General features: G+C 61.4%; 21 protein-coding genes and 1 tRNA gene. 10 read left to right on the top strand and 12 right to left on the bottom strand.

Features of this window, described 5'->3' with window-relative positions; translation table 11 throughout:
* Nucleotides 1-173 precede the first annotated feature (173 nt).
* Nucleotides 174-1,094: a LysR family transcriptional regulator gene (locus tag BLW22_RS31180; protein ID WP_065926333.1), complete on the top strand. Its 921-nt coding sequence runs from the start codon at nt 174-176 to the stop codon at nt 1,092-1,094.
* A 267-nt stretch (nt 1,095-1,361) separates the two neighbouring features.
* On the opposite strand, the gene BLW22_RS31175 is transcribed toward BLW22_RS31180, so the two are convergent.
* Nucleotides 1,362-2,363, bottom strand: coding sequence for an ABC transporter substrate-binding protein (locus tag BLW22_RS31175; RefSeq protein WP_065926332.1), 1,002 nt, complete (start codon nt 2,361-2,363; stop codon nt 1,362-1,364).
* Between the two features lie 288 nt (nt 2,364-2,651).
* On the opposite strand from BLW22_RS31175, the gene BLW22_RS31170 reads away from it, so the two are divergent.
* Genes BLW22_RS31170 through BLW22_RS31160 form a run of 3 tightly spaced genes read left to right on the top strand, consistent with a single transcriptional unit; the run spans nt 2,652 to nt 6,696 of the window.
* Nucleotides 2,652-4,244 carry an ABC transporter permease gene (locus tag BLW22_RS31170; RefSeq protein ID WP_065926331.1) on the top strand — a complete coding sequence of 531 codons (1,593 nt, stop codon included), beginning with the start codon at nt 2,652-2,654 and terminating at the stop codon, nt 4,242-4,244.
* Nucleotides 4,241-5,056 carry an ABC transporter ATP-binding protein gene (locus BLW22_RS31165; RefSeq protein ID WP_065926330.1) on the top strand — a complete coding sequence of 272 codons (816 nt, stop codon included), beginning with the start codon at nt 4,241-4,243 and terminating at the stop codon, nt 5,054-5,056. The genes BLW22_RS31170 and BLW22_RS31165 overlap by 4 nt, the downstream gene beginning before the upstream one ends.
* A gap of 29 nt (nt 5,057-5,085) precedes the next feature.
* Entirely contained in the window at nt 5,086-6,696 is a 1,611-nt protein-coding gene (locus BLW22_RS31160) for an arylsulfatase (RefSeq protein WP_074848362.1), read from the top strand.
* On the opposite strand, the gene BLW22_RS31155 is transcribed toward BLW22_RS31160, so the two are convergent.
* Complete coding sequence (locus BLW22_RS31155) at nt 6,668-7,747, bottom strand: fatty acid desaturase (RefSeq protein ID WP_065926328.1); 1,080 nt, start codon at nt 7,745-7,747, stop codon at nt 6,668-6,670. The two genes, BLW22_RS31160 and BLW22_RS31155, sit on opposite strands and share 29 nt — an antisense overlap.
* A 101-nt stretch (nt 7,748-7,848) precedes the next feature.
* On the opposite strand from BLW22_RS31155, the gene BLW22_RS31150 reads away from it, so the two are divergent.
* A complete protein-coding gene (locus BLW22_RS31150) occupies nt 7,849-8,853 on the top strand; it encodes an AraC family transcriptional regulator (RefSeq protein ID WP_074848361.1) in 1,005 nt (334 codons plus the stop codon).
* A 365-nt stretch (nt 8,854-9,218) separates the two neighbouring features.
* On the opposite strand, the gene BLW22_RS31145 is transcribed toward BLW22_RS31150, so the two are convergent.
* Nucleotides 9,219-9,584, bottom strand: coding sequence for a response regulator (locus BLW22_RS31145; protein ID WP_065926326.1), 366 nt, complete (start codon nt 9,582-9,584; stop codon nt 9,219-9,221).
* A gap of 38 nt (nt 9,585-9,622) precedes the next feature.
* Complete coding sequence (locus BLW22_RS31140; protein ID WP_065948537.1) at nt 9,623-10,309, bottom strand: Crp/Fnr family transcriptional regulator; 687 nt, start codon at nt 10,307-10,309, stop codon at nt 9,623-9,625.
* A gap of 83 nt (nt 10,310-10,392) precedes the next feature.
* Here BLW22_RS31140 and BLW22_RS31135 point away from each other — a divergent pair, with 83 nt between their 5' ends.
* Nucleotides 10,393-10,920: an Mpo1 family 2-hydroxy fatty acid dioxygenase gene (locus BLW22_RS31135; RefSeq protein ID WP_074848359.1), complete on the top strand. Its 528-nt coding sequence runs from the start codon at nt 10,393-10,395 to the stop codon at nt 10,918-10,920.
* A 126-nt stretch (nt 10,921-11,046) separates the two neighbouring features.
* Here the strand turns inward: BLW22_RS31135 and BLW22_RS31130 are convergent, their stop codons facing one another.
* From BLW22_RS31130 to dibA, 6 genes are all read right to left on the bottom strand, one after another.
* Entirely contained in the window at nt 11,047-12,027 is a 981-nt protein-coding gene (locus BLW22_RS31130) for a sulfate/molybdate ABC transporter ATP-binding protein (protein WP_074848356.1), read from the bottom strand.
* 3 nt (nt 12,028-12,030) lie between these two features.
* On the bottom strand, nt 12,031-12,903 hold the full coding sequence (gene cysW / locus BLW22_RS31125; protein ID WP_065926322.1) for a sulfate ABC transporter permease subunit CysW: 873 nt from the start codon (nt 12,901-12,903) through the stop codon (nt 12,031-12,033).
* A gap of 13 nt (nt 12,904-12,916) precedes the next feature.
* On the bottom strand, nt 12,917-13,735 hold the full coding sequence (cysT, locus tag BLW22_RS31120) for a sulfate ABC transporter permease subunit CysT (RefSeq protein ID WP_027607868.1): 819 nt from the start codon (nt 13,733-13,735) through the stop codon (nt 12,917-12,919).
* Between the two features lie 140 nt (nt 13,736-13,875).
* Nucleotides 13,876-14,886 (bottom strand): sulfate ABC transporter substrate-binding protein, encoded by a 1,011-nt coding sequence (locus tag BLW22_RS31115; RefSeq protein ID WP_053137687.1) that lies wholly within the window; start codon nt 14,884-14,886, stop codon nt 13,876-13,878.
* A 66-nt stretch (nt 14,887-14,952) separates the two neighbouring features.
* On the bottom strand, nt 14,953-15,135 hold the full coding sequence (gene oscA, locus BLW22_RS31110) for a sulfur starvation response protein OscA (RefSeq protein WP_003170956.1): 183 nt from the start codon (nt 15,133-15,135) through the stop codon (nt 14,953-14,955).
* A 238-nt stretch (nt 15,136-15,373) separates the two neighbouring features.
* Complete coding sequence (gene dibA / locus BLW22_RS31105; RefSeq protein ID WP_065926321.1) at nt 15,374-17,284, bottom strand: phosphodiesterase DibA; 1,911 nt, start codon at nt 17,282-17,284, stop codon at nt 15,374-15,376.
* 166 nt (nt 17,285-17,450) lie between these two features.
* On the opposite strand from dibA, the gene desA reads away from it, so the two are divergent.
* Together desA and BLW22_RS31095 are read left to right on the top strand one after the other, a co-directional pair.
* The gene (desA, locus tag BLW22_RS31100; RefSeq protein WP_065926320.1) at nt 17,451-18,635 is read left to right on the top strand and encodes a delta-9 fatty acid desaturase DesA; all 1,185 of its coding nucleotides are present in this window, start codon (nt 17,451-17,453) and stop codon (nt 18,633-18,635) included.
* Nucleotides 18,636-18,823: 188 nt separating this feature from the next.
* Nucleotides 18,824-19,825: a sensor domain-containing diguanylate cyclase gene (locus BLW22_RS31095; RefSeq protein WP_065926319.1), complete on the top strand. Its 1,002-nt coding sequence runs from the start codon at nt 18,824-18,826 to the stop codon at nt 19,823-19,825.
* A 394-nt stretch (nt 19,826-20,219) separates the two neighbouring features.
* Here the strand turns inward: BLW22_RS31095 and gabT are convergent, their stop codons facing one another.
* Together gabT and gabD are read right to left on the bottom strand one after the other, a co-directional pair.
* The gene (gene gabT / locus BLW22_RS31090; RefSeq protein ID WP_065926318.1) at nt 20,220-21,497 is read right to left on the bottom strand and encodes a 4-aminobutyrate--2-oxoglutarate transaminase; all 1,278 of its coding nucleotides are present in this window, start codon (nt 21,495-21,497) and stop codon (nt 20,220-20,222) included.
* A 182-nt stretch (nt 21,498-21,679) separates the two neighbouring features.
* Entirely contained in the window at nt 21,680-23,122 is a 1,443-nt protein-coding gene (gene gabD / locus BLW22_RS31085) for an NADP-dependent succinate-semialdehyde dehydrogenase (protein ID WP_065948543.1), read from the bottom strand.
* A gap of 370 nt (nt 23,123-23,492) precedes the next feature.
* Between gabD and BLW22_RS31080 the strand changes: the two genes are divergently transcribed.
* Nucleotides 23,493-23,569: transfer RNA gene (locus BLW22_RS31080), tRNA-Arg, on the top strand.
* Nucleotides 23,570-23,736: 167 nt separating this feature from the next.
* Nucleotides 23,737-24,972 carry a tyrosine-type recombinase/integrase gene (locus tag BLW22_RS31075; RefSeq protein WP_074848354.1) on the top strand — a complete coding sequence of 412 codons (1,236 nt, stop codon included), beginning with the start codon at nt 23,737-23,739 and terminating at the stop codon, nt 24,970-24,972.
* Nucleotides 24,973-25,011: the final 39 nt, after the last annotated feature.

The raw sequence follows: 25,011 nt of genomic DNA, 5'->3' as shown, positions 1-25,011 counted from the left end.
GACCCTCTTGTGCCTGCTGATGGGGACGCTTTCCGACAACGCTCTATCCATATGCAATTTAGGTCTAGCAGATGAACGAATGCTTCATTGACGGAATAAGAGCTTGCATTTAAAACCTCTGCTCCCGTGGTCGCAAATGCCTTCGACCTATTTTTAAGATGCAGGGAAAGCATATGGATCTTCGCCAACTGCGCTACTTCATCGCCCTCAACGAACACCGCAGTTTCGTGCGTGCGGCAGACGCCATGGGCATCACCCAACCGGCGTTCAGCCGCAGCATCCAGGGGCTGGAACAGGAGTTCGGCTGCGTGCTGGTCGACCGTGGCCACAAGGACCTGCGCCCCACGCCGGAGGGCCAAGTGGTGCTGCAACATGCCTTGTCCCTGGTGCACGGCGCCGCCTTGCTGAGCAGTGAAGTGACGCGCATGACCAAGCTCGACGCCGGCGACCTGCGCTTCGGCTGCGGCCCGGCCCCGGCAGTGAAACTGGTGCCGGATGCGGTGGCGCGCTTTATCAGCGCCCACCCGAAAATCCGCACCAGTTTCCAGGTGGATAACTGGGAAAAACTCAGCCGTGCCCTGAGCCGTGAAGAGATCGAATTCTTTATCGCCGACATCCGCCAATTCGAAGCCGACCCGAATTTCCAGACCCGCGCGCTGACCCCCAAGCGCGGGGTATTTTTTTGCCGACCGGGGCACCCGTTGCTGGCCAAGGACAGCCTGTCGACCAACGACATGTTCGACTACCCGCTGGCGTCGCCGCTGATCTCACAGGGCATTCGCAAACTGTTGGCGAACCTGAGCGGGCGCATGGATTTTTCCCCGAGCATCCAGACCGAACATTTCCCGGCGCTGGTGAAGATCGTACTGCAGTCCAATGCCATCGGCGTGGGCACCGAGGAGGCATTCGCCGAAGACATCGCCCAGGGCACGCTGAAGCTGCTGCACTGGCGCAACCTGCCGCAGAACATGGAGACCATGAGCGCCCGCTGCGGGATTGTCAGCCGCACCGGTTCGCGGTTGTCGCCGGCGGCGAAGGCGATGATCGAGACGCTGGTGGAGGTGGACAGGCAGGAGGTGAGTGTGGCGGTTTGAAGGGCCTCATCGGGGGCAAGCCCCGATGGCCATGAGTATCTACACAACTTCAATAGAATAGTGCGTAGCAGCTGTCGAGCCCCGGCGAGGCTGCGTTGGCCGCGACTCGATCTTGGATCGGCAGCGCGCCTCACGCAGCCTCGCTTGCGCTCGGCAGCTGCTACGGGAGGCCTTGATGGGGTTGGATAAGACGGTATCTACGCAGAAGGCTCGCTCAAGTTGTGTAGATACCCATGCCCCGATGGCGATAGCCCAGCACCACCCGACTCAAAGCCCCGCCGCCGACAGATTCGGCGCCACCCAGTCACTCACCTGGAACGACTTGCGAATCAGCTTCTCCTTGGAAGCCAGGTCCACCGAACCCTGCAATTTAGCCAGGAACACCGGGTCCAGGGTCGACGGGAAAATCTCGCTGAGGGTCTGGTCTTTCAAGTCATTGGTGAGGATCACCGGCGGGTAACTGGCCAGCCCGGACACCAGCGCTATGTAGGCTTGCTTGTTGTTGTCATCGGTCAACCATTGCACCGCCTGCTGCTGGGCCTTGAGCAGCTTGGCGACGGCGTCGGGGTGCTCGTCGACAAACTGCTTGCTGCCCACCAGCACCGCCTGGACGCTGCCGGCGCCACCGAGGTCCTTGGTGGTCAGCGGTATTTCAGCCAGCCCCTTGGCTTGCAATGCCGTCAGGTTCGAACCGCCCCAGGTGGCGTCGATCTGCTTGGCGGCCAACGCGGCATTGGCGGCGTTGTAGTCCAGGCTGATGACTTTGAGGTCCTTCTCACTCAAGCCCTGGCTGGCCAATGCACTGTCGAACGACAACTGGCTGGCCGTGCCACGGAACACCGCGACGCGCTTGCCCTTGAGGTCCTGCAAGGTCTTGATGCCAGAACCCGGTACCACGCCGAGGTACTGCTTGATGTCCCGCGCGGTAGCACTGAGCAAGCGCGTCTCCAGGCCATTGGAGCGGCCGATGATCGCCGCCAGGTCGCCCAGGTACGCCAGATCCACCTGCCCGTTGGCGAAGGCTTCGTTGATCACAGGGCCGGCGCCCTTGAAGTAATTCCACTGGATCTTGATGCCTTGGTCGGCAAAGGCTTTTTCGAAGATCTGCTGCTCGCGCAGCACGTCCGTTATGCCCCCGCCGCTGTGCTGGCTGCCTGCGCTGAGGTCGGGCACGGCGATGCGGATTTCCTTGAGGTCGGCAGCCTGTACCAGGCCCGCCAGTGCGGTGCCTGCGACCAGGGTGATCAGACGTTTGAACGGCAGTTTCATAAGCGCAGCTCCTAGTGGGCGAGGGTCGCCTGGGGAGCAGAAAGTAGGCACAACCTGGTCAAAACTTTAAATACTATAAATTCACAATTTAATAGCTTTTAGGACTATGCGAAAGGAAACGCAGGCTCCAGAGGGCTATGCATGAATAGCATCGAAAATATTCTTCGAATGCATTGGATGCGTGCCGGAGCGAGGCTTTAAATGGCTTTTCTTATCCCTCAATCATCTTGATTACGTTTTTATAAGATCGAAATCACATAACGCCCTTGGCGACAACGGAGGTCCTCCATGGCCCGAATCTCACTTTTGAGCCTACCGCTCGCGGCTCCCGGCGCCACGCCACGTTGGCCGCTGCACAGTGAACGGCTGTTGCCATGGTTGCTGCCGGTGACGCTGTTTGCGCTGTGGTGGCTGGCCAGCCGCAATCACTGGATGAGCGAGCAGATCCTGCCGCCACCGTCGCTGGTGTGGAGCAGCGCCGTGGAACTGGCCGGCGGCGAGCTGTGGAGCCACCTGGCGATCAGCCTGCAACGCCTGTCCTGGGGGTTGCTGGCGGGCATTGGCGCCGGGGCGCTGCTGGGGGCGGTGTTGGGTTTCAGCGCGCGCGCCGAGCGCCTGGTGTTTCCGACGTTCAGCGCGTTGTCGCAGGTACCGACCCTGGCCTGGATTCCACTGTTCATGGTGTTCTTCGGCATTGGCGAAACCCTGAAACTGGTGGTGCTGGTGAAAGCGATCGTGGTGCCCGTCACCCTGCATACCCTGGTGGGCGTGCGCGACGCCCAACCCCAGTTACGCGAAGCCGCCCGCGTGTTGCGCCTGCCCACGCACCTGTTGATCCGGCGCCTGATCCTGCCTGCCGCGCTGCCCGCCTTTATGGCCGGCGTGCGCCTGGCCCTGGCGGCCGGCTGGACCTCGCTGCTGGCGGTGGAGTTGCTGGCCTCCAGCGAAGGCATCGGCTACCTGATGGTGTGGGCGCGCCAGCTGTTCATGCTCGATATCGTCTTCGTGTGCATCGTGGTCATCGGCGTATTCGGCGTGGTGATGGACCGTGGCATTGGCTGGCTGGACCGCAAATGGGTGCACTGGCCCCACCCGGCCACGGCGCAGATTCGTCGCGGCCCGCGCTATCAAGGCTGGCAGCGCCTGCAACCGTGGTTGCTGCCCCTGCTGTTGCTGGCGCTGTGGCAGGTCGCGACGCAACAAGGCTGGGTCGACACGAACATTCTGGTCAGCCCATGGGTGGTGCTGCACACCACCGTCGCCGGGGTGGTGGATGGCAACCTCAGCGGTGCACTGGGCACCAGCCTGGGGCGAAGCCTGGGCGGGTTGCTGCTCGGTGGCGGCCTTGGCTTTGCCATGGGCCTGTGGCTGGGACTGTCACGGCGCAGTGAGCGGGTACTCGGGCCGACCCTGGCCGCCTTGCGCCAGATCGCGATTTTCGCCTGGGTGCCGCTGCTCACTGCCTGGTTTGGCCTGGGTGAGTTGGCCAAATGGGTGTTTATCGCCCTCGCCGCCTTCTTCCCGTTGTTTATCGCCACCCAACGCAGCGTGCTGAATCTGTCGCCACAGCTCAACGAAGCGGTGCAGGTGTTGCGCCTGAACCTGTTCCAACGGCTGCGACGCCTGGTACTGCCAGGCGCCGCAGCCGGCATTTTCGCCGGCCTGCGCCTGAGCCTGATCTACGCCTGGCTGGGCACCATCGGTGCGGAATATTTCATGCCGTCCAACGGCGGTATCGGCAGCCTGATGATCGGCGCCCAACAACTGCTGCGCATGGACCTGATCATGAGCGGCATGCTCCTGGTCGGCCTCACCGGCGCGGCCCTCAACCTGATCGGCCAGCGCATCGAAACCCGCGCCACCCGCTGGAGACACGCATGAACGCACCTATCGTCAGCTTCAACCATGTGGGCAAGACCTTCGACGTCGACGGCTTCGAGCTGGAAGCCATCCGCGAATTCAACCTGGAGATTGCCGAAGGCGAATTCGTCGCGATTGTCGGCTCCAGCGGCTGCGGCAAATCCACCCTGCTGCGTTTGCTGGTGGGGCTCGATACGCAGTTTCGCGGCGAGATCCGCGTCGACGGCAAAGCGGTCAGCGGCATCGGCGGCGAGCGCGGCATCGTGTTCCAGGAACATCGTCTGTTCCCCTGGCTCACCGTGGCGGAAAATATCGGCCTGGGCCTGGTCAACGAGCCACTGAGCGAAGCAGAGCGCAATCGGCGCATCAGCGATTTTATCGAGCTGGTCGGCCTCACCGACTTCACCCGCGCCTATCCGCACCAACTGTCCGGCGGCATGGCGCAACGGGTGGCGATTGCCCGCGGCCTGGTGGCCAGCCCGCGCATTCTGCTGCTGGACGAACCCTTCGGTGCCCTCGACGCCCTGACCCGCCAGCAGATGCAGGACGAACTCCTGGCGATCCGCGCCCGCGCCAAAATCACCACGGTATTGGTGACCCACGATGTGGAGGAAGCGATTTTCCTCGCCGACCGCGTGGTGGTGATGGAGCCCCGGCCGGGGCGGATCAAGCAGGTCGTCGAGATTGCCCTGCCCCACCCGCGCCAGCGCAGCAGTTTCGAATTCCACCAGCTGCGTGAGGAGTTGCTGCATGAACTGACCAGCGACGGCCATTACCAGCCGCCCGCGCGCGAACAGATCCGCGACCTGCCACTGGCGTTTATCGCCTGCTGAAAAACCGCCTGCTGATGAGGAGTGCCTTGATGCCGCAACGTCCCAATTTTCTCGTGATCCTGGCCGATGACATGGGCTTCTCCGACCTCGGTGCGTTTGGCGGGGAAATTTCCACGCCGCACCTGGACGCACTCGCCCTGAACGGCCTGCGCCTGACCGACTTCCATACTGCCCCGACGTGCTCGCCTACCCGCTCGATGCTGCTCACCGGCACCGACCACCATATCGCCGGTATCGGCACCATGGCCGAGGCACTGACCCCGGAGCTGATCGGCAAGCCCGGCTACGAGGGCTACTTGAATGACAAGGTGGTGGCACTGCCGGAGCTGCTGCGCGAGGCCGGTTATCAGACACTGATGAGCGGCAAGTGGCACCTGGGCCTGACCGCCGAACTGGCGCCCCACGCCCGCGGTTTCGAGCGTTCGTTCTCGCTGCTGCCGGGGGCGGCCAACCACTACGGCTTCGAACCGACCTATAACGACGACACCCCGGGCCTGCTCAAATCCACCCCGGCGCTGTACATCGAAGACGACCGGTTCGTGGAGCAATTGCCCAAGGATTTCTATTCCTCCGATGCCTTCGGCGACAAGCTGCTGCACTATCTCAAGGAGCGCGACCAGGCCCGGCCGTTCTTCGCCTACCTGCCGTTTTCCGCGCCGCACTGGCCGTTGCAGGCGCCTGCGGACATCGTCGAGAAGTACCGTGGCCGCTACGACGCCGGCCCCGAAGTGCTGCGCCTGGAACGCCTGGAAAAACTCAAGGCATTGGGGCTGATCGACGCCAATGTCGAACCCCATCCGTTGATCGAACTGAACACCCAGTGGGCCGCCTTGAGCGACGAACAGCGCCAGGTCTCGGCGCGGGCCATGGAGGTGTATGCGGCGATGGTCGAGCGCATGGACTGGAACATCGGCCGAGTGGTGGATTACCTGCGCCAGCAGGGGCAGTTGGACAATACCTTCATTGTGTTCATGTCCGACAACGGCGCCGAAGGTGCGCTGTTGGAGGCGTTCCCCAAGTTCGGGCCGCAGTTGCTCACCTACCTCAACCAGCATTACGACAACAGCCTGGACAATATCGGCCGCGCCAATTCCTATGTCTGGTATGGCCCGTCATGGGCGCAGGTGGCGACGGCGCCGTCGCGGTTGTTCAAGGCGTTCACCACCGAGGGCGGGATTCGCGTGCCGGCGCTGGTGCACTATCCGCAGTTGTCGCTCAAAGGTCGTATCAGCCATGGTTTCGGCACGGTGATGGACATCACGCCGACCATCCTCGACCTGGCCGGCGTGCGCCATCCGGGCAAACAATGGCGTGGCAAGCCGGTGGCGCCGCTGCGGGGCAAGTCGTGGCTGGGCTTCCTCTCTGGCGAGACCGCCCAGGTGCACGACGACAACACCGTAACCGGCTGGGAACTGTTCGGCCGCCGCGCGATTCGCCAGGGCCAGTGGAAAGCCCTGTACATCCCCGGCCCGGTGGGCCCGGCGACCTGGCAACTGTATGACCTGGGCCAGGATCCCGGCGAAATCCACGACCTGGCCTTGAGTCATCCGGACAAGCTCGCCACGTTGATCGGCCACTGGCAGCAGTACGTCGACGAAACCGGCGTGGTGCTCAGCGCGTCGCCGTTTCAGCCGGATTGAGCCGGGCCTGGGGCGACGCCATGGGCTCAAGCCGATTGGCCCGCGCAAACGTGCCGAAATCATTGAAGCGCACGCCCATCTCGGCCATGACCTTATGTGCCACCTTGGCCGTCATCTGGCGGATGTAGAACGGCTCCTTCACCACAAAATGGTGAATCCCGTGGGTGCTGCCGAAGTTGAAGCAGAACGCCTGCAACGGCCACAGCCACCACGGGTTCAGCACTTGGGTTTGCTGGATCACATTGCCCGGTTCCACATCGCCGTAGTAGTGCATGTTGGAGCTGACAAAGTGCAGGCAAAAGGTGCGCAGCACATTGGGGCCGATGATCACCACGGCGGCGATGTCGATCACCTGCATCATCTGCAAGGTGCCGGTGGACCAGTCGATCGGCGTGCCCAGCAGGCTGGCGATGCCGTTGGCGGCATGGAAGCCGAGGAAGATATACCACGCGCCCCAATGCAGCAGCGCCAAAGGTGCGTAGACCAGCAGCGAGCGCTTGAGGATCTTGAGTTTGTGGCCCCAGGTCTTGGCGCGCAGCATGCGGATAAACGCCGACATCACGTTATCGCCCACCATCAGCAACCGCGCCAGGCCCCAGGGCTCGCCGTTGGTGATCGCACGTTCCTCCATATCGGTCTCGGTGCCGGAGACCTTGTGGTGATTGAGGTGCAGGTGCCGACGGATCCACGGGTTGATGGTACTCGGCCGCGCCAGCCACACCAGGCCCATCATCAGGTTGTGGGCCACGCGCTGTTTACGAAAGTACATGCTGTGGATCAGGTCGTGTTCCAGCTCGTGGGTCAGTGAGGCCAGGAACGCATTGAGCAGCAGGCAGGTCCACCAGGCCATATGACCGCTGATATAGAGCGCCGCCGAGCCGATCATGCCGAGCAGGGCAAAGGCCAGGATGCCCGCGCCCAGGGCGTCCTGATGCTGCAACCACGGGTGCCGGCGACGCAAGCGCACGCCTTCGGCGAGCACCACTTCACGGATATGCGCCGAACGCTGTTGCGCGTTCATCTGCTGGGGACTTGCAGAAGTACCGTCCATGCTCCCATCCTCTTATTCATTGAGGGTTACATCCTGCACCAGGGCTTCTTGCAGGACGCTAGCCCCACACGCCAACCTGTTGACCGCAAGCGCCAATCGCCATGACCGAACCGACTTCCCTCGCCAGCTGGACCCGCGCCCTGCGCAAGCAGCTCGATGCCCTGGGCCTCGACAGCGCCGCGCTGTGCGCCCAGGCCGGGCTTGATCCGCAGCAGATGGACGACCCCAACGCGCGTTACCCGCTGTCGGCCACCACGCGCCTGTGGGAACTGGCGGTGCAGGCCAGCGGCGATCCGGCCATCGGGTTGCGGGTGTCGCGGTTTGTCAGCCCGACCACCTTTCATGCGCTGGGTTATGCATTGGTGGCGAGCGGCAGCCTGCGCGAGGTGTTCGAGCGCATCGTGCGGTATCACCAGGTGGTCAGCGATGCCCCGAGCCTGGAACTCAGCGGCGATGGCGAGCGCTACCGCTTTCGCCTGCTGCAACCGCCAGGCAGCCCGGCGCCGGCGCTGGAAGCTATCGATGCGTTTGCCGCGATCTATGTGCGCACGTGCCGCAATCGCCTGGGCCGCGACTATGCGCCGCTGGCGGTTTACCTGCGGCGCCCGCAACCCGCCGACCCCAAGCCCTGGCACACGGTGTTCCGCGCACCGGTGTTTTTCGGCGCCGAGGAAGACCGCCTCGAATTCGCCGCCAGCGATTTCGACAGCCACCTGGACGACGCCAACCCGGAACTGGCCGAACACAACGAAACCGTGCTCAAACGCACCCTGGCGCAACTGCAACCGCTGACCTGGGAGCGCAAGGTGCGCGCGGCCATCGAGGCGCAACTGCCCGATGGCGAGCCGAGTGCCGAGCGGATTGCCCAGGCGCTGTACTTGAGTTTGCGCAGTTTGCAGCGGCATCTGGCGGATGAGGGGTGTCGGTTTGATGCGTTGCTCAATGAATGCCGGGAGAATCTGGCGTTGTTGCACCTGCGGGATCCGCAGTGCTCATTGGCGGAGATCAGTCATCTGTTGGGGTTTGCTGATACCAGCAGCTTTAACCGGGCGTTCAAGCGCTGGACGGGGATGACGCCGGGGCAGTTTCGGGATGGGTTGCGGTAAGGGGATATGTGGGGAGGCTGAAGGTCTCATCGGGGCATGGGTATCTACACAACTTTTCAGCCCCTGACAAATCTCACTGTGGCGAGCGGGCTTGTCCCGCGCTGGGCTGCGTAGCAGCCCCAAAACCAGCCTCTACAGAGTGTCTGATACACCGCGTTCTTCTTTACTGGGGCTGCTACGCAGCCCGGCGCGGGACAAGCCCGCTCACCACAACAGCCCTATCTGCCGGGCGCTCAGTGTTGAGCCCAAGTTGTGTAGATACCTATGCTCATCGGGGGCAAGCCCCCACATTTGAAATGCGTTCTCCTGTGGGAGGGGGCTTGCTCCCGATGGCAATCTTTCAGGCACTACAGTGACGGGATCAATCAGCGACCCCGATCCCGCCGCAACAGTTTCCTGACCCGCATCACCAACCCCTTGGCCTCAAACGGCTTGAGCAGGTAATCATCCTCATGCAGCTCCAAGCCGCGCAGGCGATCTTCAATCCCGCCCGGCGTGGTCAGGAACAACACCGGCGTCTCACCCTTCTGCCGGATGGCCTGCTGCAGCTTCCAGGCATTCAGGCCAGGCAACATCACATCCAGGATCACCAGGTCGTATTCGGCGCTTTCGACAAAGCGCTGCGCCGCCATGCCGTTGGCCGCGACTTCCACGGTGTAGCCGGCCTCGTTCAAGCCCCGGGCCATCCGCTGTGCCTCTTCGGATTCATGTTCCACTAACAGCACACGCATAACACACCTCGATTGATCAGGTTTGCAGGCTAACACCCTCAGGTGTGCGCCGCCTCTCGTAGCCGCTGCGCATCGAGGATTTCGATCTCGCCGTAGCCCAGGCGCACGATGCCCTGGGCTTGCAGGTCCTTGAGCAAGGCATTGGTGGTCTGGCGCGACAGGCTCAACATCGCCGCCAGGTCTTCCTGGGGCAGTTGCAGCACGCGTTTTGAAGGCGCCATGTCGCCGTAGCCCTCAACAATCATCAACAGCCGGTGGGCCAGGCGCACCGAAGCGGGCATCAGGCTGAGCTGTTCGAGGCCGATAAAACTCAGGCGCAGCTTCTGGCTCATCAGCAACGCCAGGTCGCGCCAGTAGCAAGGGGATTGATCGAGGATCTTCAGCAGCGCCTGCTGCGGCACCTGCACCAGCGTGCACGGCCCCGTGGCGCAGGCGTCGTGGGTGCGCGGCAAGCCGTCGAACAGGCAGATCTCGCCGAACCAGTAGGGCGCCCCCACCAGGCTCAACAACGCTTCCTTGCCGTGCTCATTCACCGCACTGACACGCAGAGTGCCGTCGAGCACCGCATACAGGCCACAGGGCGGGTCGCCGCGCTTGAACAGGTATTGACCCGCCGTCAGCTGCCGCAGCCGCGCATGGGCCAGCAGACTATGCTGGAAAGGTACGGGCAGGTGACTGAACCAGTGGCCGACGGCCAACCGGGAGTGCCATTGCGTCGCATCCATGAGAACTCCGAAGATTGTCGCCCAACTGACAGTTAGTCCCAGGCTGACAGGGCATGATCAAACATCCTACAGGAGGAACAACAATGAAAAGCCTCGTCGATCACCTCAGTCAATACGCCGCGTACCACCGCGACCCACGCAATATCGCCAGCCACTTCATCGGCATCCCGCTGATTGTGGTCGCCGTGGCTGTGCTGCTGTCACGCCCCGAATGGGCTGTGGGTGGGCTGTGGCTTTCCCCGGCAGTGATAGTGGCGCTGTTTTCCGCGTGGTTTTACCTGCGGCTTGAACTGGCCCTGGGCGCGCTGATGACGGTGTTGATGGGCTTGTCGGTGTGGGCCGGGCACGTGTTGGCGGCGCAGAGCACGATGGTGTGGCTCAGCAGCGGGGTGGGAATGTTCGTGGTGGGCTGGGTGATTCAGTTTGTCGGGCATTACTACGAAGGCAGGAAGCCGGCGTTTGTGGATGACGTGTCGGGGCTGATTGTGGGGCCGCTGTTTGTGGTGGCGGAGGTGGCGTTTTTGCTGGGGCTGCGCCAGGGTTTGAAGCAGCAGATCGAAGAGCGCTCGGGACCGGTGGTTCGCCGCGATCTGAAGCCGAGACAGATCTGAATGTGGGAGGGGGCTTGCTCCCGATTGCAGTGGGTCAGCAGCAGATAAGCTGGCTGAAACACCGCTATCGGGAGCAAGCCCCCTCCCACATTGAACCTGTTTCACATCGGGATTTTTGTTTGGGGCTCAGGCTTTTTGCCAGACCTTGGGCTTGAAGAACAAGGTCTCGCCTCGTACCAAACCAGTCAGGCTGTCGTGGTCCTTCACCACTTCGGCTTCGATCAGCTCGCTCTGGCCTTCGACCTTCAAGGTCACCCGCGTGGTCGCGCCCAACGGACGAATATCACGCACTTCGGCCGCGTGATGATCTTCCAGTTCGTGGCGCGACAGCGACACTTCGTGGGGGCGGAACAGCACGTGCTTGTCCTCGCCCAGGTGCAGGCGGTTGGAGTCGCCAAGGAAGTGGTAGACGAAATCGCTGGCCGGGTTTTCGTAGACGTCGCCCGGTGAGCCGATCTGCTCGATCACGCCTTTGTTCATCACCACGATGCGGTCGGCGACTTCCATGGCCTCTTCCTGGTCGTGGGTCACGAACACCGAGGTCAGGTTGATGTCTTCGTGCAGGCGCGCCAGCCAGCGGCGCAGTTCCTTACGCACCTTGGCGTCGAGGGCGCCGAAGGGTTCATCCAGCAGCAGCACCTTCGGCTCGACCGCCAACGCGCGGGCCAGGGCGATACGCTGGCGCTGGCCGCCGGAGAGTTGTTCCGGGTAACGGTCGGCCAGCCAGTCCAGCTGCACCATGTTCAGCAGTTCGTGAACCTTGGCCGCAATCTGGCTTTCGTTCGGGCGCTGGTTCTTCGGCTTCATGCGCAGGCCGAAGGCGACGTTGTCGAACACGGTCATGTGGCGGAACAGCGCGTAGTGCTGGAACACAAAACCGACGTTGCGATCACGCACGTCGTGGCCGGAGACGTCTTCACCGTGGAACACGATGCTGCCGTCATCCGGGGTTTCCAGGCCGGCGATGATGCGCAGCAAGGTGGTCTTGCCGCAGCCGGAAGGCCCAAGCAAGGCCACCAGCTCGCCACTCTGGATATCCAGGTTGATGCTGTCCAGGGCCTTGAAGGCGTTGAAGTTCTTGCTGACGTTACGGACTTCGATCGACATGACTTATTCCTCAGCCGCACTGGCGCGCAGGCGATTAATACGGTTCTCGCTCCACTGCTTGAGCAGCAGGATGAAGAGCGCCAGGATCAGCAGCAGACTCGCCACCGCAAACGCGGCAACGTGGTTGTATTCGTTGTAGAGAATCTCGACGTGCAGCGGCAAGGTGTTGGTCACGCCGCGAATATGGCCGGACACCACCGACACCGCGCCGAACTCCCCCATGGCCCGCGCGGTGCACAGCACCACGCCGTAGATCAGGCCCCATTTGATATTCGGCACGGTGACATGCCAGAACATCTGCCAGCCATTGGCGCCCAGCAGGCGCGCGGCCTCTTCTTCCTGGGTGCCCTGCTCCTGCATCAGCGGGATCAGTTCGCGGGCGACGAACGGCACGGTGACGAAGATGGTCGCCAGCACGATGCCGGGCAAGGCGAACACGATCTGGATGTCATGCTCCTGCAACCAAGGGCCAAACAGGCCCTGGGCGCCGAACATCAGCACGTAGACCAGGCCGGCGATCACCGGGGAGACCGAGAACGGCAGGTCGATCAGCGTCACCAGGATGCTCTTGCCACGGAACGAGTACTTGCTCACGCACCAGGCCGCACTGACGCCGAATACCAGGTTGAGCGGCACCGAAATCAGCACGGCGATCACCGTGAGTTTCAGCGCGGACAACGCGTCCGGTTCAAGGATTGCGGTGAAAAACGCCCCGAGGCCGTTCTTCAAGCCCTGGGACACCACGATAAACAGCGGCAGCAGCAGGAACAGGAAGAACACCAGCCAGCCCAGGCTGATCAGGATGCGCCGGGAAACAGCGCTGCCACGGCGGGCTGCGTTGGCCGAGGATGCCGCGGAAATAGACGATTGGGACATGTTCCGCGCCTCCTTATGGACGTTCGATGCGCCGCTGCAACAAGTTGATCAGCAGCAGCAGGACAAAGGAAACCACCAGCATCAGTACGCCAATGGAGGTGGCGCCGCGGTAGTCGTACTGGTCGAGCTTGACCATGATCAGCAGCGGCAGGATCTCGGTTTTCATCGGCATGTTGCCGGCGATGAAAATCACCGAACCGTACTCACCGACGCCACGGGCAAACGCCAGGGCGAAACCGGTCAGCCAGGCGGGCAGCAGCGCGGGGACGAGGATGTAGCGGAACACCTGCAACGGCTTGGCGCCCAGGCAGGCGGCGGCTTCTTCGATTTCCCGGGGGATATCCGCGAGTACCGGCTGCACCGTGCGCACCACGAACGGCAGGGTCACGAAGGTCAGCGCCAGGGTGATGCCCAAGGGGCTGTAGGCGATCTTGAAGCCCAGGTCGGCGGCGAACTGGCCCACCAGGCCGGTCGGCGTGTACAGCGCAGTCAGGGCAATACCGGCCACGGCGGTGGGCAGGGCGAACGGCAGGTCGATCATCGCATCGATGATCTTGCGGCCGGGGAAGGTGTAGCGCACCAGCACCCAGGCCAGCAGCGTGCCGATCACGCCGTTGATCAGGGCGGCGTACAGCGCGGTGCTGAAGCTCAGCTTCAACGCCGCCAGCACACGGGGTGCGGAGATGATGTTCCAGAACTGATCCCAGGTGAGTTGAGCGGCGTGTACGAACATCGCCGCGAGGGGGATGAGTACGATCAGGCTGAGGTACACCACGGTGTAGCCCAGCGTCAGCCCGAAGCCGGGTATGACGGGGGAAATACGACGCGACATAAGAGTCCTTGGTTAAAGGTAGAAACCACTGTAGGAGCGAGCTTGCTCGCGAAGACCTCAAGGGCACCGCGCTCATTCAGAATGCCCGCGTCATCGTTGACGATCTTCGCGAGCAAGCTCGCTCCTACCGGTACTTTGGCTTACTGCGCCGTGTAGATCTGGTCGAACACGCCACCGTCGTTAAAGAATTTCGGCTGGGCAGTTTTCCAGCCGCCGAAGTCTTTGTCGATAGTCACCAGGTCCAGTTTCGGGAACTGCTGCGCGTATTTGGCGGCCACTTTTGCATCCCGTGGGCGGTAGAAGTTCTTCGCCGCAATCTCCTGGCCAGCCGGGCTGTACAGGTGCTTGAGGTATTCAGTGGCGATCTCGGTGTTGCCCTTTTTCTCGGCGTTCTTGTCGACCACGGCCACCGGCGGCTCCGCAAGGATCGACAGGGACGGCACCACGATGTCGAACTTGTCGGCGCCGCCGTCTTCTTTCAGGGCCAGGAACGCCTCGTTTTCCCAGGCCAGCAACACGTCGCCCTGACCGTTGTTGACGAAGGTAATGGTCGAACCGCGCGCGCCGGTGTCGAGGATCGGCACGTGCTTGAACAGCTCCTTGACGTATTCCTGGGCCTTGGCTTCGCTGCCACCGGATTTCAGGCCGTAGGCCCAGGCGGCAAGGAAGTTCCAGCGCGCACCGCCGGAGGTTTTCGGGTTAGGCGTGATCACGGAAACGTCTTTCTTGATCAGGTCGCCCCAATCCTTGATGCCTTTAGGGTTGCCCTTGCGCACCAGGAACACGATGGTCGAGGTGTATGGGGTGCTGGCGTCCGGCAGGCGGGTCTGCCAGTTTTCCGGCAGGGTCTTGCCCAGCTTGGCGATTTCGTCGATGTCACCGGCCAGGGCCAGGGTCACCACGTCGGCGCGCAGGCCGTCGATCACTGCCCGGCCTTGCTTGCCCGAACCACCGTGGGATTGCTGGATCTTGACGTTATCGCCGGGGTGGGACTGTTTCCAGAAGTTGGTGAACTCAGCGTTGTAGTCCTGGTACAGCTCACGGGTAGGATCGTACGAGACGTTGAGCAACTCGTAGTCCTTGGCAACCGCGGAACCGGCAAACACGGCGCTGGCCAGGGCGGCCAGGGCATAACGGCGAATCGACGACATAGAAGCTCCTGAAAATTCTGGGTGTTGGCTTTTTCTTATAGTGACGGGGTCTATCGCCGTTATTGCTTAGCTCGGTTTGTTACCCGGGTTCTGCAAACGGAATTTTTCCTTGCGTTCGATCTGTACCACTTGAGCGTTGTGCACAGTGATTTCCACCGCGCCAAACCGCAGATCGCGCAAGGCGCTCTGGATCTCGCGCAAAATGGCTGCTTCGTCCTGGCCGTCGACGCTACGTAGAGATGCGCTCATGGTCTCGCTCCTGAAATGAATAGTGCCTCGCAGTGGCGGCACTGCTTGCGGCGTAGGGCGATAGTAGATAAGCGCGGATATTCTTAAAAATACTATTTAAGAATGTTTATATAACCAGAAAGAATTTTCTGGCAGGACGTGGGGTTGCGCGCTTGTTTTGCGCCCAAGCGCTGAAATAACGCCTTGTGAATATCCAAATGTGGGAGGGGGCTTGCCCCCTCCCACATTTGAATGCATTTCAAGGCTGGAGAGTGGGTGCGCAGTTCCAATCAATCTCGTCCGCCGGCATCGGCCGCCCAAACCAGTACCCCTGGCCCATATCGCAGTGCTGCTCCAACAAGAACCGCGCCTGCTCCACCTGTTCGATCCCCTCGGCATGCACCTGCATGCCCATGCTTTTCGCCAGGGCGATCACCACCCGCACAATGGCGGCATCGTCTTCGTCCCACGGCAGCCCGGCGACAAAGCCCTGGTCGATCTTGAGTTTCTGCACCGGCAGGCGCTTGAGGCGCAGCAGGGAGGAATAGCCGGTGCCGAAGTCATCGATGGCCAGGCGCAAGCCCAGTTCGCGCAGGCGGTGCAGTTGTTCCAGGGCCACTTCGGGGTCGTCCATCACCGCGCTTTCGGTGACTTCCAACTCCAGGAAGGCCGGATCCAGACCGGTATCGTGCAGCACCTGGGCGACTTGATCGTAGAGTTCGCGCCGGGCAAACAGGCGGCTGGATACATTGATTGCAATAAAGCTCAGCGGCGCGCCGTCGGCCAGCCATCGGCACATCTGTCGGCAGGCCTGGTCCATCACCCATCCATCGATCTCGGCAATCAACCCGGTGCGTTCGGCGATGGGGATGAAATCACCCGGCGGCACCAGGCCACGCTCGGGGTGTTGCCAGCGCACCAGTGCTTCGACGCCGATCAGGCGGCTGGTGTGCAAGTCGTGCACCGGCTGGTAGTAGACGCGCAGCTCCTGTTGTTCGAGGGCGCGGCGCAGTTCGCTGGCGATTTCCACCCGGTTCTGCGCGTGGGCGGTGAGTTCTTCGGTGTACAACGCGTAGCCTTCGCGGCCCACGCTTTTAGCCTTGAAGAGCGCGGAATCGGCGTTGCGCAACAATTGCTCGGCGCTCAGGGCATCATTGGGGAACAGGCTGATGCCAATGCTGGCGCTGATAAACAGCTGATGGCCGTCAAAGATGAACGGCTGCTTCATCACATCCAGCATGCGCTGTGCCAAAGCCGCCGCCTGCACCACCTGTGAGCAGTTTTCCGCGAGCACCGCGAACTCATCCCCGCCTAGGCGCGCCAGGGTCACGCCGGGGCCGAACAGCGCCTTGAGCCGCTCGCCCACCAGCTTGAGCAACTGGTCGCCCACATTATGGCCAAGGCTGTCGTTGATGATCTTGAAGTGATCCAGGTCCAGCAACAGTAGGGCGCAGCCGCGCTTGTGGAGTTGCGCCGAGGCCAGCGCCTGCTCGGCACGGTCGGTGAACAGCAGGCGGTTGGGCAGGTCGGTCAGCGGGTCGTGGTGGGCCAGGTGGGCCAGTTCGTGCTCGGAATCCTTGATGGCGCTGATGTCGGAAAACACCGCGACGTAATGGCTGATATGGCCCAGGTCATCGTGAATCACGCGAATGGTTTGCCACTGTGGATAAATCTCACCGCTTTTGCGCCGATTCCAGATTTCACCGCTCCATTCACCGGTGTGTTCCAGGGTCTGGAACATCTGTTGATAGAAATTCGACGAATGGCGACCGGACTTGAACAGGCTCGGCTGCCGGCCCATGACGTCTTCGCACTGGTAGCCGGTGATTTCCATGAAGGCCCGGTTCACATGCACGATCAGGCCCTTGGCGTCGGTGACCAACACCCCTTCGCGGGTGCAATCGAACACGGCAGCAGCCTGGCGCAGGCGCTCGCGGTTCTCTTTCAAGGGTTGCTGCTGGTCGGCCCGGGCAGATCGGGCACAGATCAGGTAGATCAACCAGGCACTGAGCGCGACCCACACATAACCGCGCACCTGCAACCACCGGTGCAGGTCGGTCGGATTATCGAGAAACTCGATCAATACCCGATGAGTGAGGCCTATCCAGACGCTCGAAGCCAGCAGGTATACCAGCCCAGCACGCAGGGCTCCTCGGTATGAAAACAGCATATGCCCAGTAATCCTTACTAAAAGCCCAGAATCGTCCTACAAAGAATGGGGATTATAGGATATGTAACATCTCGTAAGTCTTATCTGAAAGGGCCGCTGGTTTTCTCTGTAGGCTTAGTGATAATGCGTGTGCTGTTCTTTTCTTTATCTGAGGGCCATACAGCCTATGTGGTACAACGGTTTTCTTGACTTGTCGGCCTGGCAACTGGTGGCAGTCACCCTGTTGATGACCCACGTGACCATCGTTGGGGTCACGGTCTATCTGCACCGCTATTCAGCCCATCGCTCCCTGGAGCTCAATGCCGGCCTGAAACACTTCTTCCGCTTCTGGCTGTGGCTGACCACGGCGCAGAACACCCGCGAGTGGACCGCCATCCACCGCAAGCACCACGCCAAGTGCGAGACCGTCGACGACCCGCACAGCCCGGTGATCAAGGGCCTGTCCACCGTATTGCGCAAAGGCGCCGAGCTGTACCGTGCCGAGGCCGAAAACCCCGAGACCCTGCGCATCTACGGCAAGAACTGCCCGGACGACTGGATCGAGCGCAAGATCTACACTCCTTATCCGCTGCTGGGTGTGGCGATCATGGGCGTGATCGACCTGCTGCTGTTCGGCGCCATCGGCATCACCATCTGGGCAATCCAGATGATGTGGATTCCGTTCTGGGCCGCCGGCGTGATCAACGGCCTGGGCCATGCCGTGGGCTATCGCAACTTCGAATGCCGTGACGCCGCCACCAACCTGGTGCCGTGGGGCATCATCGTCGGGGGCGAAGAGCTGCACAACAATCACCACACCTACCCCAACTCGGCCAAGCTGTCGGTGAAGAAGTGGGAATTCGACCTGGGCTGGGCATGGATCAAGGTGTTCAGCTTCCTGCGCCTGGCCAAGGTGCAGCGCGTGGCACCGATTGCCCACCGCGTGGAAGGCAAGGGTCACCTGGACATGGACACCGCCATGGCGATCCTCAACAACCGCTTCCAGATCATGGCCCAGTACCGCAAGTTGGTGATCGGCCCGTTGGTCAAGCAGGAGCTGGAAAAAGTCGATCACTCGGTGCGCCACCAGTTCCACCGCGCCAAACGCCTGTTGTCGCGGGAAACCAGCCTGCTGGATGACCGCCACCACCTGCGTATCCAGAGCATGCTGGAACACAGCCAGGCGCTGAAAGTGATCTACGAAAAACGCCTGGCGCTGCAGCAGATCTGGCTCAAGACCAGCTCCAACGGCCACGACATGCTCGCCGCCATCAAGGAATGGGTGCACGAGGCCGAGGCCAGCGGCATCCAGTCCCTGCGGGATTTTGCCCACCAATTGAAGACCTATTCGCTGCGTCCTGCGGCGGTCTGACAATAGCGTGGGAGGGCTTGCCCTCCCACCCATCAGCTTTTTGGCGCCATTTCTCGGACACCGTCAATCGAGCCTGTTGACGGAACTTCACTGCAATTCGCCTCTCTCAATGAACACTTCGCCATCATGGTGGCCCCTTGTAGTGACCGCTGCTCGATCTTGCGGCGCGCCCAGAGAGAGTTGTGCCGATGGTTCTCGAAAAGCCCTTCACCGCCGACAGCCCTACCGCTGACCCTCCGCGTCCGGCCGCGGCAGCAACCCTGCTGGCACTGGTACATGCCCAGGGCGAAGTCGAGCGACTGAGTGAGCGCGAACAATTGCTCAGTTCTCTGCTGGTCAGCGTAAACGCCGTGCTGTGGGCCATAGATTGGCAAACCCGCCGCGTGCTCTACGTGAGCCCGGCATACGAGCGGATTTTTGGACGTTCCGCCGGCCTGCTGCTGGCCGACCACCGCGAATGGCGCAACAGCATTCACCCCGAAGACCTCGACTACGCCGAACACAGCCTGGCGCGCGTGCTGGAGCAGGGAGCCGTGGAAGACCGCGAGTACCGCATCATCACCGCCGACGGGCAGATCCGCTGGCTGAGCGACAAGTGCTACATCAACCAGCAGGTCGAACCCGGCGAGCCGGTGATCGTCGTCGGCATGGCCGAAGACATCACGGAAAAAAAACAGCTGGAACTGGAGCTGCACCGTCTCGCCACCACCGATGTGCTGACCCAGAGCAGCAACCGCCGACACTTCTTCGAATGCGCCAACCAGGCCTTCGACAGCGCCTGCGCCCAAGGCGCGCCGCTGGCCTTCCTGCTGCTGGACATCGATGACTTCAAGGACGTCAACGACACCTACGGCCACCTGGAGGGCGACCAGGTGCTGCGGCGTATCGCCGAGAGCGGTCGCGGGGTCCTGCGCCGTGGCGACCTGTTCGGGCGCATTGGCGGCGAAGAGTTCGCGGCCGTTCTGCCGGGTTGCGCGCCGGAGATGGCGCTGCAAGTGGCTGAGCGCCTGGGCAGGGAGATCCAGGAACTGAGTTTCAGCTATGAAGGCCAGGCGTTCAGCGTGACCATCAGCCAGGGCCTGGCCAGCCTGACCGAGGAAGACTCCACCCTGGACAGCCTGTTCGCCCGCGCCGATGCCGCCATGTATGAGGCCAAGCGCCTGGGCAAGAATCGCGTCATCGCTGGCTGAATGCAGATCACTGTGGGAGGGGGCTTGCCCCAATGCCGGTCAGTTAAGGGACAGAACGGACAACCCGTCACCTGTGGCGAGCGGGCTTGTCGAATCGTCGCTCCGCCCGCGTTGGGCTGCGCAGCAGCCCCAAAACCAAGCGCAGAGGAGTGCCTGATACACCGCATTTTGTCTTTATTAGGGGCGCTTCGCACCCCAGCGCGGGACAAGCCCGCTCACCACAAGAATGCGGTTGCCTGAAATTGTTTATGCAAGACTCAAGATTTTAGAGTGAAATTTTTTACCCTTTAAAATCAGTAAGTTATTTTAAATTTGATAAGAACTGGCTTGCTTCTGATCGACACAAAAAAACCCGCCGAAGCGGGTTTTTCTTATCGATCAGGCCAACTGCCGCTTACAGCTCGGAGAAGCACTCTTCGATGATCGCCAAGCCTTTGTCCAACTGCTCGTCCGGCGAGGTCAGCGGCACCAGTACGCGCAACACGTTGCCGTAGGTGCCGCAGGACAGCAGGATCAGGCCCTTGTCACGCGCCTTGGCCACCACGGCGGCAACGGCTGCGGCGTTTGGCTTGTGGCTGTCGCCGTCTTCGAACAACTCGACCGCGATCATCGCGCCCAGGGCACGCACGTCACCGATCACCGGGTACTTGGCTTGAATCGCCTTGAGGCCAGTCACCAGGCGCTCGCCGACAGCCTTGCAGCGGTCCAGCAGGTGCTCTTCCTCAAACACGTCCATCACCGCCAGCGCAGCGGCGCAAGCGATCGGGCTACCGGCGTAGGTGCCGCCCAGGCCACCTGGGGCAATGGCGTCCATGTATTCGGCCTTGCCGCACACACCGGCCAGCGGGAAACCGCCAGCGATGGATTTGGCGAAGGTGGTCAGGTCGGCGGCAACGCCCATCTGTTCCATGGCGAAGAAGGTACCGGTACGGCCGGCACCGGTTTGCACTTCGTCGGCGATCAGCAGGATGCCGTGCTTGTCGCACAGTTCGCGCAGGCGCTTCATGAACGGCTTCGGCGCGACGTAGAAACCGCCTTCGCCTTGGACCGGCTCGATGATGATGGCGGCAATATCACGCGGCTCGGCATCGTTCTTGAAGATGCGTTCGATGCTGGCGATGGAGTCGTCGTCGCTGACACCGTGCAGTTCGTTCGGGTACAGCGCGCGGAACACGCCGCCTGGCATCAGGCCCATGCCGGCCGAGTAAGGCACGACTTTACCGGTGAGACCCAGGGTCATCATGGTACGGCCGTGGTAGGCGCCGGTGAAAGCGATCACGCCGGCACGGCCAGTCGCGGCACGGGCGATTTTCACGGCGTTTTCAACGGCTTCGGAACCGGTGGTGACCAACAGGGTTTTCTTGGCGAAATCGCCGGGGACCTTGGCGTTCACTTTTTCGCACACTTCGACGTACGGCTCGTAGGCCAGTACCTGGAAGCACGTGTGGGTCAGCTTGTTCAACTGTTCGGTCACGGCGGCGATGATTTTCGGGTGCACGTGGCCGGTGTTCAGCACGGCGATACCGCCGGCGAAGTCGATGAACTCGCGACCTTCAACGTCGGTCACGGTGGCGTTCTTCGCGGATTCGGCGAAGATCGGGTGAATCTGGCCAACACCGCGCGGTACAGCGGCTTCGCGGCGTTTCATCAGGGAAGCGTTGGTCTTGCTCATAAAGTCCTCATTCGCCACTCATCGGGTGGCGTTGCTCAAGGAATACGTGGCGGGGAGGCAACTACGGCAGCATGCGATGATCGACTGCCACAGCTTTCCCGGCCACTACGAATAACGATGTGAAACACGCAAAGGGTCAGCGCTCTCGTGCCCTTTGCGTTTGCTGCAATCTCTTACGGGGCTTAGATGCCCAGGCAGAGGTATTTGATTTCCAGGTAGTCCTCGATCCCATACTTGGAGCCTTCACGGCCCAGGCCCGAAGCCTTGATGCCGCCGAACGGCGCCACTTCGTTGGAGATCAACCCGGTGTTGACCCCGACCATGCCGTATTCCAGGGCCTCGGCCACACGGAACACACGGCCCAGGTCGCGGGCGTAGAAGTAGGACGCCAGGCCGAACTCGGTGTCGTTGGACATCGCGATCACTTCGGCTTCGTCCTTGAAGCGGAACAGCGGCGCCAGCGGGCCGAAGGTTTCTTCCTTGGCGACGGCGGCGTTTTTCGGCACGTCGACCAGGATGGTCGGTTCAAAGAAGTTGCCTTCCATGACCTTGCCACCGGCCAACAGCTTGGCGCCTTTGCTCAGGGCATCGGCGATGTGTTCCTGGACCTTGGCCACGGCTTTTTCGTCGATCAGCGGGCCGGTGGTGGTGCCTTCTTCCAGACCGTTGCCGATCTTCAATTTGGCCACCGCGACTTTGAGTTTTTCGGCGAACGCGTCGTACACCGAATCCTGGATGTACAGGCGGTTGGCGCAGACGCAGGTCTGGCCGTTGTTGCGGTACTTGGAGATGATCGCGCCTTCGACGGCCTTATCCAGGTCCGCGTCGTCGAACACGATAAACGGCGCGTTGCCGCCCAGCTCCAGGGAAACTTTCTTGATGTCCTTGGCGCATTCGGCCATCAACTGGCGACCGATTTCGGTCGAGCCGGTGAAGGACAATTTGCGCACGATCGGGTTGCTGGTCAGCTCGCCGCCGATGTCGCCAGCGCTGCCGGTGACCACGCTCAGCACGCCTTTCGGGATACCGGCACGGTGCGCCAGCTCAACCAGGGCCAGGGCCGAGAACGGCGTTTGCGAAGCCGGCTTGATCACCATGGTGCAACCGGCGGCCAGGGCCGGGCCAGCTTTACGGGTGATCATCGCGGCCGGGAAGTTCCACGGGGTGATGGCGGCGGTCACGCCGATAGGCTGCTTGATCACGATCAGGCGCTTGTCGGGCTGGTGGCCGGGGATCACGTCGCCATAGATGCGCTTGGCTTCTTCGGCGAACCACTCGATAAAGGACGCGGCGTAGACGATTTCGCCCTTGGCTTCGGCCAATGGCTTGCCTTGTTCCAGGGTCATCAGGCGACCGAGGTCGTCCTGGTTTTCGATCAACAGCTCGAACCAACGGCGCAGCTTGTTGGCGCGCTCCTTGGCGGTCAGCGCACGCCAGGCCGGCAGCGCCTTGTCGGCGGCTTCGATAGCACGGCGGGTTTCCGCGGCGCCCATCTTTGGCACGGTGCCGATAATCTCGCCCGTGGCCGGGTTGTTGACCTTGATGGTCGATCCGTTGTCCGCATCCACCCAAGCGCCATCGATAAAGGCCTGCTGGCGGAACAACTGGGAATCTTTGAGCTGCATGTCGGCTTTCCTTAACAGCACCGCGCGCACGCGGAGCGAATTAGAGTTGTTGAAAGGCGCCTTGTGGGCTGCCGTCAGGGAAATCAGCCCCCGCGCGCGCGATCAGTGAATGGCGCACGAGAGACAGAGCGTTTGAAATCTCAAACGAATCCTAGGATCAATGGGGGTACAGGGCAATAGTCTGTTCGAAAAAAAGAACGAAAACGGCGCATTTGCCGGACTTTTCTGATCAGCGTGATTCGAGCGCGTTCCGCCGTGTTGACCAACGGCGCCCGGCGCAGGGCCTCCGCGCGGCAAATGCCTACGTTTGAACGGCCAAAGACCGGCATGGACGCCCAAGGTCGACATGGGTATGATGTCGCCCGCACAAGCATCCGTAGCTCAGCTGGATAGAGTACTGCCCTCCGAAGGCAGGGGTCGTGGGTTCGAATCCCGCCGGGTGCACCATATAGCAGTCTCGGGCTGTCTCAGACAGTCTACGAAACGCCCCAAGAAGCCCGCCCCGTGCGGGCTTTCTTGTTTCTGGCTATCCATCCCTGTCTACCCCTATAACTTCCCGCCGTGTATGCCCACGTGTATGCTTTGGGATTCCTATAACTGGAGGCATACAGGAAGTGAAGCGCAGTGAAATCAAACGCCGCCCCTTAGCAGACACCACCCTTGCAGGTCTGGAGCCGGAGAAAGCTACGTATCGTGAGCAGGACGGGAATGGCCTGTACTTCCGGGTGAAACCTAACGGGCAAAAATCCTGGGAGCTGCGCTACAAAAAGCCAGACGGGAAATGGTCGTGGCTGGGCCTCGGCGGATACCCCGATATCAGTGGCTCATTGGCGAGACAGAAAGCAGCTCAACTGCGGGAAGACGCATCGACCGGCAAAAATCCACTGGTGAGCAAGCACGCTCGCAAGGTTGCCAACCAGGTTGCTGCCAACAACACTTTTGAGGCGTTAGGCCGTGAGTGGTTTGAAGCCAGACGCACAAGCTGGGAAGCAGGTACGTCCCGACGAGTACTGGGCGCATTGGAGCTTCACGTGTTCCCTGTCTTCGGCAAGCGCGTGTACACAGAAATATTGCCCCTGGAATGGATGGAGTTTCTGCGCGGCATGGAGCAGAAGGGGATCATTGAACAAATGGGCCGAGTTCGTGCCTTTTGCAAAGAGATTTATGACCTGGCCCGCGTAACAGGGCGAGCCGTCCATAACCCCCTTGAAGGCCTCAGCAAATTCCTTCAGTCGCGCAGTGCTGAAAACTACGCACACGTTTCGATTGAAGAACTACCTGCACTACTTCGAGCGATCAACTCCTACCCTCACGCAAAGGACGTTCGTATAGGGCTTCGCTTACTTTCCTTATTAGCATCGCGCCCGAGCGAGATTCGAGAAGCACGCTGGTCAGAAATCGATCTCTCCAAAAAGTTATGGACGATCCCTGCCGAACGAATGAAGCGTCGACGCGAACATGTTGTGCCTCTCTCTCAACAGGCAATCGAAGCGCTAACTGAGTTACGGACACTGACAGGTGCGTACCCTCTCCTATTTCCAGGTAGGAAAGACAGGACAATCCCCCGTAGCAACACAGTCTTTCTAATGGCGCTCCGCAGACTGGGATATGCCGGTCGGCAAACAGGCCACGGCTTTCGTCACATAGCCAGCACCATACTCAATGAGCAGGGTTTCGATGAGAATCACATTGAGGCCCAGCTCTCTCATGCAAAGGAGGGTATTGCCGGAGTCTATAACAAAGCGGTGTACCTACCTCAGCGCAGAGTGATGATGCAGTGGTACGCCGATTACCTTGATGCCCTAGTGGCCGGAAATGTAGTGCAAGGTCAATTTGGGAAGGCCGTGTGAAGCAGTTAACCCTATACCCCTTCAAAAATGGTGTTACGC

The organism is Pseudomonas marginalis (genome assembly GCF_900105325.1).
GTDB lineage: Bacteria > Pseudomonadota > Gammaproteobacteria > Pseudomonadales > Pseudomonadaceae > Aquipseudomonas > Aquipseudomonas marginalis.
Note: the sequence above shows the minus strand (reverse complement) of the source record. Positions and strands in the feature narration are given on the sequence as shown.

Bases quoted from the DNA above. Each gene is read 5' to 3' on its own strand.
- BLW22_RS31180 (WP_065926333.1), top strand. From the start codon at position 174: ATGGATCTTCGCCAACTGCGCTACTTCATCGCCCTCAACGAACACCGC.
- BLW22_RS31175 (WP_065926332.1), bottom strand. From the start codon at position 2,363: ATGAAACTGCCGTTCAAACGTCTGATCACCCTGGTCGCAGGCACCGCA.
- BLW22_RS31170 (WP_065926331.1), top strand. From the start codon at position 2,652: ATGGCCCGAATCTCACTTTTGAGCCTACCGCTCGCGGCTCCCGGCGCC.
- BLW22_RS31165 (WP_065926330.1), top strand. From the start codon at position 4,241: ATGAACGCACCTATCGTCAGCTTCAACCATGTGGGCAAGACCTTCGAC.
- BLW22_RS31160 (WP_074848362.1), top strand. From the start codon at position 5,086: ATGCCGCAACGTCCCAATTTTCTCGTGATCCTGGCCGATGACATGGGC.
- BLW22_RS31155 (WP_065926328.1), bottom strand. From the start codon at position 7,747: ATGGACGGTACTTCTGCAAGTCCCCAGCAGATGAACGCGCAACAGCGT.
- BLW22_RS31150 (WP_074848361.1), top strand. From the start codon at position 7,849: ATGACCGAACCGACTTCCCTCGCCAGCTGGACCCGCGCCCTGCGCAAG.
- BLW22_RS31145 (WP_065926326.1), bottom strand. From the start codon at position 9,584: ATGCGTGTGCTGTTAGTGGAACATGAATCCGAAGAGGCACAGCGGATG.
- BLW22_RS31140 (WP_065948537.1), bottom strand. From the start codon at position 10,309: ATGGATGCGACGCAATGGCACTCCCGGTTGGCCGTCGGCCACTGGTTC.
- BLW22_RS31135 (WP_074848359.1), top strand. From the start codon at position 10,393: ATGAAAAGCCTCGTCGATCACCTCAGTCAATACGCCGCGTACCACCGC.
- BLW22_RS31130 (WP_074848356.1), bottom strand. From the start codon at position 12,027: ATGTCGATCGAAGTCCGTAACGTCAGCAAGAACTTCAACGCCTTCAAG.
- cysW (WP_065926322.1), bottom strand. From the start codon at position 12,903: ATGTCCCAATCGTCTATTTCCGCGGCATCCTCGGCCAACGCAGCCCGC.
- cysT (WP_027607868.1), bottom strand. From the start codon at position 13,735: ATGTCGCGTCGTATTTCCCCCGTCATACCCGGCTTCGGGCTGACGCTG.
- BLW22_RS31115 (WP_053137687.1), bottom strand. From the start codon at position 14,886: ATGTCGTCGATTCGCCGTTATGCCCTGGCCGCCCTGGCCAGCGCCGTG.
- oscA (WP_003170956.1), bottom strand. From the start codon at position 15,135: ATGAGCGCATCTCTACGTAGCGTCGACGGCCAGGACGAAGCAGCCATT.
- dibA (WP_065926321.1), bottom strand. From the start codon at position 17,284: ATGCTGTTTTCATACCGAGGAGCCCTGCGTGCTGGGCTGGTATACCTG.
- desA (WP_065926320.1), top strand. From the start codon at position 17,451: ATGTGGTACAACGGTTTTCTTGACTTGTCGGCCTGGCAACTGGTGGCA.
- BLW22_RS31095 (WP_065926319.1), top strand. From the start codon at position 18,824: ATGGTTCTCGAAAAGCCCTTCACCGCCGACAGCCCTACCGCTGACCCT.
- gabT (WP_065926318.1), bottom strand. From the start codon at position 21,497: ATGAGCAAGACCAACGCTTCCCTGATGAAACGCCGCGAAGCCGCTGTA.
- gabD (WP_065948543.1), bottom strand. From the start codon at position 23,122: ATGCAGCTCAAAGATTCCCAGTTGTTCCGCCAGCAGGCCTTTATCGAT.